The sequence below is a fragment of the Streptomyces sp. NPDC050161 genome (genome assembly GCF_044460025.1).
Classification (GTDB): domain Bacteria; phylum Actinomycetota; class Actinomycetes; order Streptomycetales; family Streptomycetaceae; genus Streptomyces.
Genome location: NZ_JBITJM010000011.1, coordinates 72,021 through 84,289, shown reverse-complemented (window position 1 = coordinate 84,289; position 12,269 = coordinate 72,021). Strand labels below are relative to the sequence as shown.

Here is a 12,269-nt window from a genome sequence, read left to right as displayed (position 1 = left end):
CCGTCACCCCCCTACGGCGATGGCACCCCTCAGCGGGTGCCATCGCCGTATGCATGCGCCGACGCCTCCATGTGCACGAGCCGGCGCATGGCCGTGAGCACCACGTAGCACCGTGCCGACCACCACGCTCTCCGTGAGCCGGCCGACCGGAGCCTCACCCACCACCCCACACCGACAACATCCCACTCCTTGACAATAATTATTTTCGGTCGCACTCTGATGGGGTGATCGATGTAGCAGTGATCGACGACCCGGCCGCCGCCGGTGTCTCGCTCGACCCGGTGCGCGCGCGGCTGCTGGCCGCCCTGGCCGCACCGGGTTCGGCGACGACCCTGGCCGCGACGGCCGGACTGTCCCGCCAGAAGGTCAACTACCACCTGCGCGCCCTGGAACGGCACGGCCTGATCGAGCTGGTCGAGGAGCGCCGCAAGGGCAACGTCACCGAACGGATCATGCAGGCCACGGCCGCCTCCTACGTGATCTCACCCGCCGCCCTGCCCGCGGTGGCCCCCGATCCGGCGCGCGCGCCCGACCCGCTGTCCGCCCGCTGGCTGCTTGCCCTCGCCGCCCGGCTGGTGCGCGAGACCGGCGAGCTGATCCGCCGCGCCCGCACCGCCGACCAGCGGCTGGCGACCTTCGCCGTCGACGGGGAGATCCGCTTCGCGTCGGCCGCCGACCGGGCGGCCTTCGCCGAGGAACTGAGCGCGTCGGTACGCCACTTGGCGGCCAAATACCACGACGAGCACGCCTCCGGGGGCCGCCCGCACCGGCTCGTCATCGCCCTGCACCCCAGCATCACCCGGCACCCCGGCCCCACACCGCCGTCCGCGCCGGATCAGCCGTCCACCGAGGAGTAACCCATGGGCAAGGAATTCGAGATCCGCCGGGAGGTCGTACTGCCGGCCACACCCGAAGAGGTGTTCGCCGCAGTGACCGCGGACACCGGCGCGTGGATGTTCCCCAAGGAGGACGTCCCCGCCGTCGGCGGCCACACCCCCGAGGACGACGGCGTCACCGCCTGGGATCCGCCGCGCCGCTTCGCGGTCCATGCCACGGGCGACGACGGCTGGTTCAACGCGCTGGAGTACCTGATCGAGGCCCGCGACGGCGGTACGGCCGTGCTGCGCTACGTCCACAGCGGCGTCCTGGACGCGTCCGACTGGGACGACCAGTACGACGGCGTCGCCCTGCACACCGACTTCTACCTGCACACCCTCGGCCAGTACCTGCGGTACTTCGGCGGCCGTCCTGCCACCTTCATCGAGGTGCCGGGCCCGCAGAGCTCACAGACCCCCGACGCGTTCACCCTCCTGCTGGGCGCACTCGGCGTCACCGGCACGGTCACCGCAGGCGACCGGCTGCGCGTCCAACTCCCCGGCGCCGAGCCCCTCGACACGGTCGTCGACTACCGCACCGACCACTTCCTGGGCCTGCGCACCGACCACGGCCTCTACCGCTTCTTCGGCCGCAACGCCTTCGGCCATCCGGTCGGCATCTCCCTCCACCTCTTCGCCGACGACTCCCCGCACGCCGCCCCGCACCCCGACCCGGAGCAGACCCGGACCGCCTGGCGGAACTGGGTGGACGGCCTGTACGCACCCGGCGCCACGACCGGCTGACCGGCGGGGCGGGCGGTGCGCCCGCCCCTGACCACCGCTCAGTCGTGGTGGAAGATCTCCCGCATCGGCGTCCACCACTCCCCCGGCACCGCGCCCGCGGTCTGCTCCTGGCACGGGTCGGTCAGCTTCCACCACTCCTGGGTGGCGGGATCGGCGGCCATGGCGGCCATGTCCGCCGCGTAGTCATCGCCGACGTACTCGGCGTACGAGAAGAGCTGATCGCCCTCCAGGAAGATCGAGTAGTTGCGCAGGCCGCAGGCGGTGAGGGTCGCGAGGACCGCGGGCCACGCCTCGGCGTGCAGCCGCAGATATCGCTCGCGGTGCTCGGGACGGAGCCTGATCACCTTCCCGAAGCGCCGTATCCGTGCCCCGCCCCCGGCGTCGCTGCCCGCGCTGTGCGTCATGTCCGCTCCCGTCTCCGCTGCGTCCGGCACCCGTTGCGTACCTCGCGCGGCGGCCGGTCACACCTGGCCCGACGGGTCCGCACAACGGCGCCCGCCCCTCCGGATACCGGAAGGACGGGCGCCGGGCGCAGAGGCGTCAGCCGACGGACGAGTACGCGACCACGCCGCGCAGCACACCCTCCACGGCCTTGCGCGCGGTACGGGCGACCGTGCCGCCGGGCGGCGCCGCCGCCGCGATCTGGCCGAGCACGTCGATCAGCTGCTTGCACCAGCGGACGAAGTCACCGGCCGGCATGTCCGCCTCGACCAGCACCTCGTCGAGCCCGAAGCCGGAGGCCCAGCGGTAGGCGGCCCAGGCGAACCCGAGGTCCGGCTCCCGCTGGCCGACCCCCTCCGCCTGACTGATCTTGTGGTCCTCCTCCAGCGCGTCCAGCCGGCCCCAGATGCGCACCATCTCCCCCAGCGCGTCCCGCGCCCGGCCGGCCGGCAGCTTGGGCGCCGTCGCGTCGTCGGCCTGACGGGCCTCGAACACCAACGCCGAGGCGCAGGCGGCCAGTTCCGCAGGTCCGAGGCCCTCCCAGACGCCTTCCCGCAGGCACTCACTGGCCAGCAGGTCCAGCTCGCCGTAGAGCCTGGCCAGCCTGCGGCCCTCGTCCGTGACGGTGTCGCCCTCCAGGTAGTCCAGCTCGGTCAGCAGCGCGCAGATCCGGTCGAAGGTGCGCGCGATGGTGTTCGTACGCCCCTCGATCCTGCGCTCCAACTGGCGGGTGTCCCGTAGCAGTCGGTGATACCGCTCGGCCCACCTGGCGTGGTCCTCGCGCTCGTCGCAGCCGTGGCAGGGGTGCGCCCTGATGTCCTTGCGCAGCCGCGCGATCTCCTTGTCGTCGATCGCCTCCGAGCGCGGCTTGCGGTGTCGGGACGGGACGAGGTGACCGGCCTTGGTGCGCAGCGCGGAGGCCAGATCGCGGCGGGACTGCGGGCTGCGGGCGTTGAAGGACTTGGGGATACGCATCCGGTCCAGCGCCTCCACCGGCACCGGGAAGTCCATCGACGCCAGCCGCTTGACCTGCCGCTCGGCGGTCAGCACCAGCGGCCTGGGGCCGTCCTGCGCCTCGTAGCCGCGGTGCCGGTCGGTGCGGCCGGACGGCATGCCGGGATCCAGCACCAGGGCGAGCCCGGCGTACTTGCCGGTCGGCACGTGGATGACATCGCCCGGCCTGAGCTTCTCCAGCGCCGCGGCAGCCGCCACCCGCCGCTGGGCCGCGCCCTGCTTGGCCAGCTCCGTCTCGCGGTCCTTCAGCTTCCGCCGCAGGGCGGAGTACTCCTCGAAGTCGCCCAGATGACAGGTCATCGAGGCGCGGTACCCCTCCAGGCCCGCTTCGTTCTTCTGCACCTCCCGCGAGATGCCGACCACCGACTTGTCCGCCTGGAACTGGGCGAACGACATCTCCAGCAGCTCACGCGAGCGGTGCCTGCCGAACTGCGAGACGAGGTTGACCGCCATGTTGTACGACGGCTTGAAGGACGAACGCAGCGGGTACGTCCGCGTCCCCGCGAGCCCGGCCAGCGCACCCGGGTTCATGCCGCGCTGCCACAGCACCACGGCGTGCCCCTCGACGTCGATCCCGCGCCGCCCGGCCCGGCCGGTGAGCTGGGTGTACTCGCCCGGCGTGATGTCGGCGTGCTGCTCGCCGTTCCACTTGACGAGCTTCTCCAGGACCACGGACCGCGCGGGCATGTTGATGCCGAGCGCCAGCGTCTCGGTGGCGAAGACGGCCTTGACCAGACCCTGGACGAACAGCTCCTCGACGACCTCCTTGAAGGTCGGCAGCATGCCGGCGTGATGCGCCGCTATGCCGCGCTCCAGGCCCTCCAGCCACTCGAAGTAGCCCAGCACGTGAAGGTCGTCGTCGGGGATCCCGGCGGTGCGTGCCTCGACGATGCGGCGGACCTTCTCGCGGCCCTCCTGGTCGTTGAGGCGCAGGCCCGCGTACAGGCACTGCTGGACGGCCGCCTGGCACCCGGCGCGGCTGAAGATGAAGGTGATCGCGGGCAGCAGGCCCTCGTTGTCGAGACGGTCGATGACCTCGGCTCTGCTGGGGGTCCAGATCCTGCTGCGCTGCCGCCGCTCACGCTCGCGGTCCGCCTCGCGCATATTGCGACCGCGCCGCTTGTCCTTGCCCGACGTGGGCCGGCTGTTCTCGATCCTGGCCAGCCGCTCCAGATCGGGATTGACCTCGCGGCGGCCACCGCCCTGCCCGTCCCGCTCCTCGAACAGGTCGTACATCCGCCGGCCCGCCAGGACGTGCTGCCACAGCGGCACCGGGCGGTGCTCGGAGACGATGACCTCGGTGTCACCGCGGACGGTGTCGAGCCAGTCGCCGAACTCCTCGGCGTTGGAGACCGTGGCCGACAGTGACACCAGGGTCACGGACTCGGGAAGATGGATGATCACCTCTTCCCAGACGGCACCCCGGAAGCGGTCGGAGAGGTAGTGCACCTCGTCCATGACCACATAGCCGAGTCCGATCAGCGACCGGGAGCCCGCGTAGAGCATGTTGCGCAGCACTTCGGTGGTCATCACGACCACCGGCGCCTCGGAGTTGACGCTGTTGTCGCCGGTCAGCAGGCCGACCTTGTCGGCGCCGTAACGCCGCACCAGATCCTGGTACTTCTGGTTGGACAGCGCCTTGATGGGCGTGGTGTAGAAGCATTTGCGGCCCTGCTGGAGGGCCAGGTGGACGGCGAATTCGCCGACGATCGTCTTGCCCGATCCGGTGGGGGCGGCGACCAGCACGCCCTTCCCGGCTTCCAGGGCCCGGCAGGCATCGATCTGGAACGGATCCAGGGCGAAGTCGTACATCTCTCGGAAAGGGGCGAGTGCGGTGGCCTGCTCGGCCGCACGGAGCTTGGCGGCGGCATAGCGCTCAGCAGGGGACATGTCCTCGGTCATCGTGCTCACGAGCCTACCGGCCACCTCTGACAGCCGACCGGAAAATTTCCCGGCCGCCCGGCCCGCGCCCCGGCCGTCCGCGCTCCCGGTCAGGTCAGGGCGCATCGGCCGGGTCGCGCGGACCCGTCACGTCACGTCGTCGAGATCCCCGCGGCGCCGCCCGCCGGATTCGCCGTCCCCGTCGCTGCCCCGCTCCGTCAGCTCCCCGGGCGCGGCCACCGGCTCCATCTCGCCGATGCTCTCCGGCGTCAGGTCCAGGTCGGATGCTTCGTCGTCGTCGGGCTGCGTCTCGGTCCGCCGGCGCCGCCTGGCGTCGTTGGACAGCGCAACCAGCACCGCGGCGAAGTAGAGCACGCAGATCGGCACGGCCAGCAGGAGCATCGACAGCGGGTCGGTGCTCGGTGTGGCGATGGCCGAGAAGACGGTGATGCCCATGATCATGCCGCGCCACCAGCCGAGCATCCGCTTACCCGTGAGGATGCCGGCGAAGTTGAGCATGACCAGCAGCAGCGGCAGCTCGAAGGACAGGCCGAAGACGATCACCATGCGGAGGATCAGGTCGAGCAGTTTGTCCAGCGTCAGGAGGTTGCCGACACCCTCAGGCGTGAAGCCGATGAGCACCTTCGCCGTGGTCGGCAGCACCTGGTAGGCGAAGTACGCGCCGGCCAGGAAGAGCGGGAAGCCGACGCCGACGAAGCCGAGCGCGTACTTCTTCTCGTTGCGGTGCAGCCCCGGGGCCAGGAAGGCCCACAGCTGGTACAGCCAGACCGGCGCGGACAGGATGACACCGGCCACCAGGGACACCTTGAGCGCGAGGGTGAAGGGACCGAGGAGGTCCATCATCACGATGCTCGCGCAGCGCGAACCCTTTTCCTGCTTGGCGAGGTCGGTGAAGAGCGAGTCGCAGCCCACCGTCTGCAGGACCGGCTTGGTGAAGACGTTGATGATCGCTTCGTAGAAGAACGCGGCGACGATCGTCGCGACGATGATCGCCAGGATTCCCTTGGCCAGCCGGTTCCGCAGCTCACGCAGGTGCTCCACGAGGGGCATGCGGCCCTCGGGATCCCTCTCCCGCTTCTGCTTTTTGGGGGCAGACTTCAGCAACCCTCGTCCTCATCTCATGCAGCGCGCAGCGGCCCTGCCGCCGTCGCAGTCAGGCCCTCGGTCAGCGCTTCGCGGTCTGATCGGTCTCGTTGACCGGTCGCGAACTGCTCACATCGCCGGGTGCGGCCTTGATGGTCCGGGGTGCGGCCTGTGTGTCGTCCTGCGGCGGGTCGGCGGGGGCCTCGTCCTTCTTGGCGCCCTCCGCCTTCATCGCCTTGGCCTCGCTCTTGAGGATGCGGGCGGACTTACCGAGTGAGCGGGCCATGTCGGGAAGCTTCTTGGCGCCGAACAGAAGAATCACGACGACGAGAATCAAAACGAGCTCGGGCCAACCGAACTTTCCAAACATAAGCAATTACCTTCTCACCGAGGCGGCTGAGGGACTACCTGACTTGGCCGGACACCGTCCGCCCGCCGTGCTTCCAGTGATCGTAGCGCTCACGGGTGAACGTACGGCAACCCCTGTGCGCACTTCCGGACACGGGCCGCGCCGCGCTCTCCGGCCCTGCGCACCCCAGCCTACCGTCCATGCGTACGGCTCCTGCGTCCCGTCAACCCCCCGCCCGATCTCCCTGCCGTTCGTTCCGCTTTCCCGCGGGTGCGGCGGCGGCGAGCGGGGTCGCGGCCCGCTCCAGATCCTGCGCGGCCCGCTGGATCCGCTCCGACGCCGTGCCCACCTGGCGGGCCAGCCGACGCACTTCGACGAAGACGCGGACGGCGAGGACGCCGAGCACGGCGATGCCGAGGAAGCCGAGGGCGATAGCGATCATGGGCCAGAGCATGGGGCGAGCCTATCGGGGGTGCGAGGGGATTCCGCCGGTGTCGTACCGCACCGGACCGTCCGGTTCCGGTCGGGCGCGGGGGTCAGCCGATGTGCAGCCGCAGGGTCCGCACCCCGCCGCCGGTGAGCAGCTCGATGATCCGCTCACCGGCCGGTTTGCGCACCGCGCGACCGCAGTCGGGGCATGTGAAGGAGTAGAACGTGGTGCGGCTGCTGGCACCGATGGCCAGCCGGAAGGCGTCCGACGCCAGCTCGAAGCGGCCCCGGCAGTCGGGGCAGGCCGCCTTGAAGAGCACCGGAGAGGTCGGGTGGGCCAGGGTTCCGGTCGCCATCGTGGTCGTCATCCTTCGCTGCCTCCTTACGGTTCGCGCGGCGCCGCGCTCACTCGCCGTACGCGGCGAGCGCCTTGGCCGCGGCGTGCCGCGCGCTGTCCGCGAGGTCCTGGGGCGCGGCGATCCGGCCGTCGCGGCCGAGGCGCAGCGCCAGCCTGCGGAGCGAGGCCGGGTCGGGGGTGCGCAGCGTGATGCGCAGCCCGCCGTCCGGCAACTCGTCGGCGCTGTCGTGCGGGTAGTACTCGGCGACCCAGCGGCCCCCGGGCCCGACCTCGATGGTGACCTCGGGGTCCTCGGCCGCCGGCTGGACCAGCCCTTCCGAGAGGTCGCGCAGTTCGACGGGCGGCGGGTCGGCGGGCGCGTCGAGCAGCTTGATCTCGGCGACCCGGTCGAGGCGGAAGGTGCGCCGGGCCTCGGAGAGCCGGCACCACGCCTCCATGTACGTGTGGCCGACGGCGAACAGCCGGATCGGGTCCACCTCACGCTCGGTCAGCTCGTCGCGGGCCGGCGAGTAGTAGCGCAGCCACAGCCGGCGCCGTTCGGCGATGGCGCGGTCCACGTCGGCGAAGACACCGCCCTCGGACTCGAAGGTCACCGAGAGCCGGGAGCTGGCTCCGGCCGCCTCGCCCGCCGCCGCCTCCAGCTTGGCGGTGGCGCGCAGCAGTGCCTGCCGGTCGCCCTCGCGCAGCCCGGGGAGAGTGGCCACGGCGCGGGCGGCGACGAGCAGCGCGGTGGCCTCGTCGGCGGCCAGCCGCAGCGGCTCGGCGACGTCGTCGGGGTTGTGCCACCAGATCCGGTCGCCGTCGGTGTCGATGTCGAGGAGATCGCCGCCGCGGAAGCTCGTCCCGCACATCGGCAGCACGTCGAGGTCGGCGATCAGCTCGTCCTCGGTGATCCCGAAGGCGCGGGCGACGTCGCCGACGCGCGCGCCGGGGCGCTCACGCAGATACGTCACCAGGGACAGCATCCGGCGGGTCTGGTCGATCGCGTTGGTAGCCATGGGTTCTCGTGTCCCTCTCAGCCCTTGGCCACGGCGCGCAGCCGGTCGATGACGTCGGCCCGCAGTTCGGCCGGTTCCAGCACCACCACGTCGGGCCCGAACTCCACCAGCCAGGCGTCGAGTCCGTGGCCGTTGGGGATCTCCAGCTCGTCCCAGCCGTCGCCGAGTGCGCGGACGGTCAGCGCGCGGGCGCGCAGCGGATAGCCGTGCCCGGCCCGCAGTTTGATCCTGGCGCTGCCGGTGGCGGTCTCCCCCGCCCAGCTCTCGACGGTCTCGCGGACGGTGACGTGATCGGGCACCGGCGCGGTGAACGCCCCTTGCCTGGAACGGACCTTGCCGGTGATGCGGGAGAGCCGGAAGACCCGCTCGGCCTTGCGGTCGCGGTCCCAGCCCGCGACGTACCAGTGGCCGCGCCAGCACTCCAGGATCCACGGCTCGACCTGACGGCGTTCGGGGTGCGCGGCGTTGGACTTGCGGTAGTCGAAGACCACCGGGCGGCGGTCGCGGCAGGCCAGCATCAGCGGTTCAAAGGCGGCTTCGTGGGCCGGGATCCGCGGCTCCAGCGCGCTGTGCGGCGCGTCGATGTCCTCGGTCTCGGCGGCCAGCGGCATGCCGGCGGCCCGCAGCTTCTGCAGGGCGCCGCTGGCCGCACCGGCCAGCCGGGCCTGCTGCCAGATCTTGGCGGCGAGGCCGAGCGCCGCGGCTTCCTCCGCGTCGAGGGTGATCGGGGGCAGGCGGTTGCTGTCGCGGCGGGCGAGATACCCGACGTCGCCCTCCAGGCCGTCGACGGTCTCGATGACCAGGCCCAGCTCCCGCAGGTCGTCCTTGTCCCGCTCGAACATCCGGTTGAAGGACTCGTCGCTGCTCGCCGGCCCGTCGCCGGTGCCGAAGGACTCGACGTATGCCTCGATCGACGACCGCAGTTCGCGCTTGGTCAACGGACGACGCGTACCCAGCAGACACAGTGCCAGGTTCATCAGCCGCTCGGCCTTGGCAATCGCCATCGGCACCCTCTCTCGTGGATCTCCCGACCGTTGACCGTACCGCCCGGCGTGCTCAGGGCAAAAGCCGGAGGGGCGGGCCCGAAGGCGGTGGCCCGACGCGCCGAGGGCCCGCGCCGGTCGGCACGGGCCCTCGGTGGGTCGGCGGTGGTCTCAGACGGAGACCAGGTCGCAGACGAAGATCAGCGTCTCGCCCGGGGCGATACGGCCGCCGCCGGCACCGCGCTCGCCGTACGCCAGGTGCGCGGGGATGGTCAGCCGGCGGCGCCCGCCGACCTTCATGCCCTGCACGCCCTTGTCCCAGCCGGGGATGACCTGGCCGGCGCCCAGCTGGAACTTCAGCGGAGTGCCGCGGTTCCAGCTCGCGTCGAATTCCTCGCCGGTGCTGAAGGAGACGCCGACGTAATGCACGGAGACATTGTCCCCGGCCTTGGCGACCGACCCGTCACCCTCCCACAGGTCCACGATCTCCAGATCGGTGGGAGCCGGGCCCTCGGGGAAATCGATCTCGGGCTTGTCGATGCTCACGAATGTGCTCCTACTTACGAATCATTGCGATGACCGCAACAGTCTGGCAGACCCAGGTCAGACCGTGCCCACGATGTCGACCGAGAAGACCAGGGTGTTCTTGGCCAGCTCGTGCTGCGGGCTGGCACCGTAGCCCAGCTTCGGCGGAATGACGATCTCGACGCGGTCGCCGACGTGCTTGCCGACCAGCGCCTGGTCCCAGCCCTGGACGACCTGTCCGGTGCCGATCTGGAACGCGGTCGCACCGCCGTGGTCCCAGGACGAGTCGAACTTCTTGCCGTCCTCCCACTTCACGCCGGTGTACTGCGCGATCAGCCCGTCGCCGGCCTTCACCTCGGCGCCCTTGCCCTTGATCAGCACCTGCTGCTTGAGGTCCTTCGGCGCCTTCTCACCCTTGGGGACGGTGATCGACGCGGCCTTGGCGTCCGCGGCCTTCACCTCGGGCATCCCGCTCTCGGGAGCCGCCTGCTCGCCCTCGGCCTTGGCCTTCTTGTCGACCTTCTTCACACCGGCCACGTCGACGACCCACACCAGACCGTCCTCGGGCTTGATGCCGGCCTGCGGGTTGAGGCCCGCGCCGATCAGCGCCTTGGCGGTGCCCTCGACCTGGAAGCGGCCACCGACCTTCTGCCCGGCGGCGGCGGTCAGCACCTTCGGGGGCAGCATCTGCTGGGTCATCTGCTCGGTGACCTCGGTGACGACCTGGGCGCGCGGCGCGTCCTTCTTGGCGCCGGGCTGCTTGGTCCAGCTGCTGCCGAGGTTCTGGCCCTTCATCGACTGGGCCGAGTAGTCCAGGCGGACCAGGTCACCCTTCTTGACGGTGGCGCCCTTGCCCTCGGTGAGGGTCTTGGTGACGACCTTGTCGGCCGGCTTGGCGTCCTTGGACACCGAGATCTTGGGCTCGGCCCCTGCCTTGCCCTCGACCTTGACGACTGAGCCGTCGGCAGAGCCCTTCCCGTCATCGGACCCGCAGGCGGCGGTGAACAGCAGGATGGGCACGGTCAGCGCAGCGGCGGCGGCGCGACGGGTGTTCTTCGTGGGGTTCATCAGTCCAACTCGGGGTCGTGGGTGGGTGGCCAATGTCCGCCACTCTACGACCTGTGCCCCCATACGTTTCCCGGCGCAACACAGCAATGTGCCGGGAGCACTTACACTCCCGGCACACCCTGCTACGGCCCGTGTCACATCCCGGCGATCAGTTTCTCCACCCTGTCGTCCACCGAACGGAACGGGTCCTTGCACAGCACCGTCCGCTGCGCCTGATCATTGAGCTTGAGGTGCACCCAGTCGACCGTGAAATCACGACGCTGCTCCTGGGCACGGCGGATGAAGTCGCCGCGCAGCCTGGCGCGGGTGGTCTGCGGCGGCACCGACTTGCCCTCGAAGATCTTCAAGTCGTTGCAGATCCGCGCCGCTTGCCCCTTCCGCTCCAGAAGGTAATAGAGCCCCCTGCGGCGGTGGATGTCGTGATACGCGAGGTCTATCTGCGCCACTCGCGGATGGGACATGGTGATGTTGTTCTTTGTGCGGTATCGCTCGATGAGTTGATGTTTCATCACCCAGTCGATCTCGGTGGAGATACGGTCGAGCTCCTGATCCCGGATTGCTTCGAGGGTGCGTCCCCACAACTCCAGGACGCGTTCGACGGTTCCCGTGCGGATTCCGCGGCGCTCGCAGAAATCCACCGCCTTTTCGTAGTACTCCTGCTGGACTTCGAGCGCCGACGCCTCACGCCCGCTGGCCAGCCGCACCTTGCGCTGCCCGGTGATGTCATGGCTGACTTCACGGATCGCCCGGATGGGGTTCTCCAGCGTCAGATCACGCATGACGGTGCCCGCCTCGATCATGCGCAGGACGAGATCGGTCGCCCCGACCTTCAGCAGCATGGTCGTCTCGGACATGTTCGAATCGCCGACGATCACATGCAGTCGGCGATAGCGCTCGGCGTCCGCGTGCGGTTCGTCCCGGGTATTGATGATCGGCCGCGAACGGGTCGTCGCGGACGACACCCCTTCCCAGATGTGTTCGGCACGCTGGCTGACGCAGTAGACGGCGCCGCGCGGGGTCTGCAGCACCTTGCCCGCGCCGCACAGCAGCTGACGGGTGACGAGGAAGGGAATGAGGATGTCCGCGAGCCGGGAGAACTCCCCGTGGCGGGCGACGAGATAGTTCTCGTGGCAGCCGTAGGAGTTGCCCGCCGAATCGGTGTTGTTCTTGAAGAGATAGACGTCGCCCGCGATTCCCTCCTCGTGCAGGCGGCGTTCGGCGTCGACGAGAAGACCTTCGAGAATGCGCTCGCCGGCCTTGTCGTGAGTGACCAGCTCGGTCACGTTGTCGCACTCGGGAGTTGCGTATTCCGGGTGCGAACCCACGTCCAAGTACAGGCGGGCGCCGTTCCGCAGGAAGACATTGCTGCTGCGGCCCCATGACACGACACGGCGGAAGAGGTACCGCGCCACTTCGTCAGGCGACAGTCGGCGCTGTCCCCTGAACGTGCACGTGACGCCGTACTCGTTCTCCAGCCCGAAAATGCGGCGGTCCATGACT

Annotated in this window: 13 protein-coding genes; 2 read left to right on the top strand and 11 right to left on the bottom strand. The window is 70.0% G+C overall.

Going from position 1 to position 12,269, the window contains the following annotated elements; translation table 11 throughout:
* The first annotated feature begins 224 nt into the window (after positions 1 to 224).
* Together ACIBK8_RS19440 and ACIBK8_RS19435 are read left to right on the top strand one after the other, a co-directional pair.
* Entirely contained in the window at positions 225 to 857 is a 633-nt protein-coding gene (locus tag ACIBK8_RS19440; protein ID WP_399043077.1) for an ArsR/SmtB family transcription factor, read from the top strand.
* A gap of 3 nt (positions 858 to 860) precedes the next feature.
* Positions 861 to 1,619 carry an SRPBCC domain-containing protein gene (locus tag ACIBK8_RS19435; protein WP_399043076.1) on the top strand — a complete coding sequence of 253 codons (759 nt, stop codon included), beginning with the start codon at positions 861 to 863 and terminating at the stop codon, positions 1,617 to 1,619.
* Between the two features lie 38 nt (positions 1,620 to 1,657).
* On the opposite strand, the gene ACIBK8_RS19430 is transcribed toward ACIBK8_RS19435, so the two are convergent.
* The 11 genes from ACIBK8_RS19430 to pafA all read right to left on the bottom strand — a co-directional run bounded on the left by ACIBK8_RS19430 (position 1,658) and on the right by pafA (position 12,265).
* Complete coding sequence (locus ACIBK8_RS19430; protein WP_399043075.1) at positions 1,658 to 2,023, bottom strand: L-rhamnose mutarotase; 366 nt, start codon at positions 2,021 to 2,023, stop codon at positions 1,658 to 1,660.
* Positions 2,024 to 2,159: 136 nt separating this feature from the next.
* Positions 2,160 to 4,976, bottom strand: coding sequence for a DEAD/DEAH box helicase (locus tag ACIBK8_RS19425; protein ID WP_399043188.1), 2,817 nt, complete (start codon positions 4,974 to 4,976; stop codon positions 2,160 to 2,162).
* A gap of 126 nt (positions 4,977 to 5,102) precedes the next feature.
* The gene (tatC, locus tag ACIBK8_RS19420) at positions 5,103 to 6,080 is read right to left on the bottom strand and encodes a twin-arginine translocase subunit TatC (RefSeq protein ID WP_399043074.1); all 978 of its coding nucleotides are present in this window, start codon (positions 6,078 to 6,080) and stop codon (positions 5,103 to 5,105) included.
* Positions 6,081 to 6,141: 61 nt separating this feature from the next.
* Positions 6,142 to 6,429: a Sec-independent protein translocase subunit TatA gene (tatA, locus tag ACIBK8_RS19415; protein ID WP_399043073.1), complete on the bottom strand. Its 288-nt coding sequence runs from the start codon at positions 6,427 to 6,429 to the stop codon at positions 6,142 to 6,144.
* Between the two features lie 202 nt (positions 6,430 to 6,631).
* Positions 6,632 to 6,862: a hypothetical protein gene (locus tag ACIBK8_RS19410; protein ID WP_393686179.1), complete on the bottom strand. Its 231-nt coding sequence runs from the start codon at positions 6,860 to 6,862 to the stop codon at positions 6,632 to 6,634.
* An 82-nt stretch (positions 6,863 to 6,944) separates the two neighbouring features.
* Positions 6,945 to 7,205 carry a hypothetical protein gene (locus ACIBK8_RS19405; protein ID WP_393686181.1) on the bottom strand — a complete coding sequence of 87 codons (261 nt, stop codon included), beginning with the start codon at positions 7,203 to 7,205 and terminating at the stop codon, positions 6,945 to 6,947.
* A gap of 37 nt (positions 7,206 to 7,242) precedes the next feature.
* Positions 7,243 to 8,193 (bottom strand): helix-turn-helix transcriptional regulator, encoded by a 951-nt coding sequence (locus ACIBK8_RS19400; RefSeq protein ID WP_399043072.1) that lies wholly within the window; start codon positions 8,191 to 8,193, stop codon positions 7,243 to 7,245.
* A 17-nt stretch (positions 8,194 to 8,210) separates the two neighbouring features.
* The gene (locus ACIBK8_RS19395; RefSeq protein ID WP_399043071.1) at positions 8,211 to 9,197 is read right to left on the bottom strand and encodes a helix-turn-helix transcriptional regulator; all 987 of its coding nucleotides are present in this window, start codon (positions 9,195 to 9,197) and stop codon (positions 8,211 to 8,213) included.
* Between the two features lie 150 nt (positions 9,198 to 9,347).
* Positions 9,348 to 9,722, bottom strand: a complete 375-nt coding sequence (locus ACIBK8_RS19390; RefSeq protein WP_399043070.1) for an FKBP-type peptidyl-prolyl cis-trans isomerase — start codon at positions 9,720 to 9,722, stop codon at positions 9,348 to 9,350.
* Between the two features lie 57 nt (positions 9,723 to 9,779).
* A complete protein-coding gene (locus ACIBK8_RS19385; RefSeq protein ID WP_399043069.1) occupies positions 9,780 to 10,769 on the bottom strand; it encodes an FKBP-type peptidyl-prolyl cis-trans isomerase in 990 nt (329 codons plus the stop codon).
* Positions 10,770 to 10,903: 134 nt separating this feature from the next.
* On the bottom strand, positions 10,904 to 12,265 hold the full coding sequence (pafA, locus tag ACIBK8_RS19380) for a Pup--protein ligase (RefSeq protein WP_227048622.1): 1,362 nt from the start codon (positions 12,263 to 12,265) through the stop codon (positions 10,904 to 10,906).
* Positions 12,266 to 12,269 lie beyond the last annotated feature (4 nt).

Excerpts from the sequence above, each read along its gene's own strand:
- ACIBK8_RS19435 (WP_399043076.1), top strand. The coding sequence starts at position 861 with ATGGGCAAGGAATTCGAGATCCGCCGGGAGGTCGTACTGCCGGCCACA.
- ACIBK8_RS19430 (WP_399043075.1), bottom strand. The coding sequence starts at position 2,023 with ATGACGCACAGCGCGGGCAGCGACGCCGGGGGCGGGGCACGGATACGG.
- ACIBK8_RS19425 (WP_399043188.1), bottom strand. The coding sequence starts at position 4,976 with ATGACCGAGGACATGTCCCCTGCTGAGCGCTATGCCGCCGCCAAGCTC.
- tatA (WP_399043073.1), bottom strand. The coding sequence starts at position 6,429 with ATGTTTGGAAAGTTCGGTTGGCCCGAGCTCGTTTTGATTCTCGTCGTC.
- ACIBK8_RS19410 (WP_393686179.1), bottom strand. The coding sequence starts at position 6,862 with ATGCTCTGGCCCATGATCGCTATCGCCCTCGGCTTCCTCGGCATCGCC.
- ACIBK8_RS19405 (WP_393686181.1), bottom strand. The coding sequence starts at position 7,205 with ATGACGACCACGATGGCGACCGGAACCCTGGCCCACCCGACCTCTCCG.
- ACIBK8_RS19400 (WP_399043072.1), bottom strand. The coding sequence starts at position 8,193 with ATGGCTACCAACGCGATCGACCAGACCCGCCGGATGCTGTCCCTGGTG.
- ACIBK8_RS19395 (WP_399043071.1), bottom strand. The coding sequence starts at position 9,197 with ATGGCGATTGCCAAGGCCGAGCGGCTGATGAACCTGGCACTGTGTCTG.
- ACIBK8_RS19385 (WP_399043069.1), bottom strand. The coding sequence starts at position 10,769 with ATGAACCCCACGAAGAACACCCGTCGCGCCGCCGCCGCTGCGCTGACC.
- pafA (WP_227048622.1), bottom strand. The coding sequence starts at position 12,265 with ATGGACCGCCGCATTTTCGGGCTGGAGAACGAGTACGGCGTCACGTGC.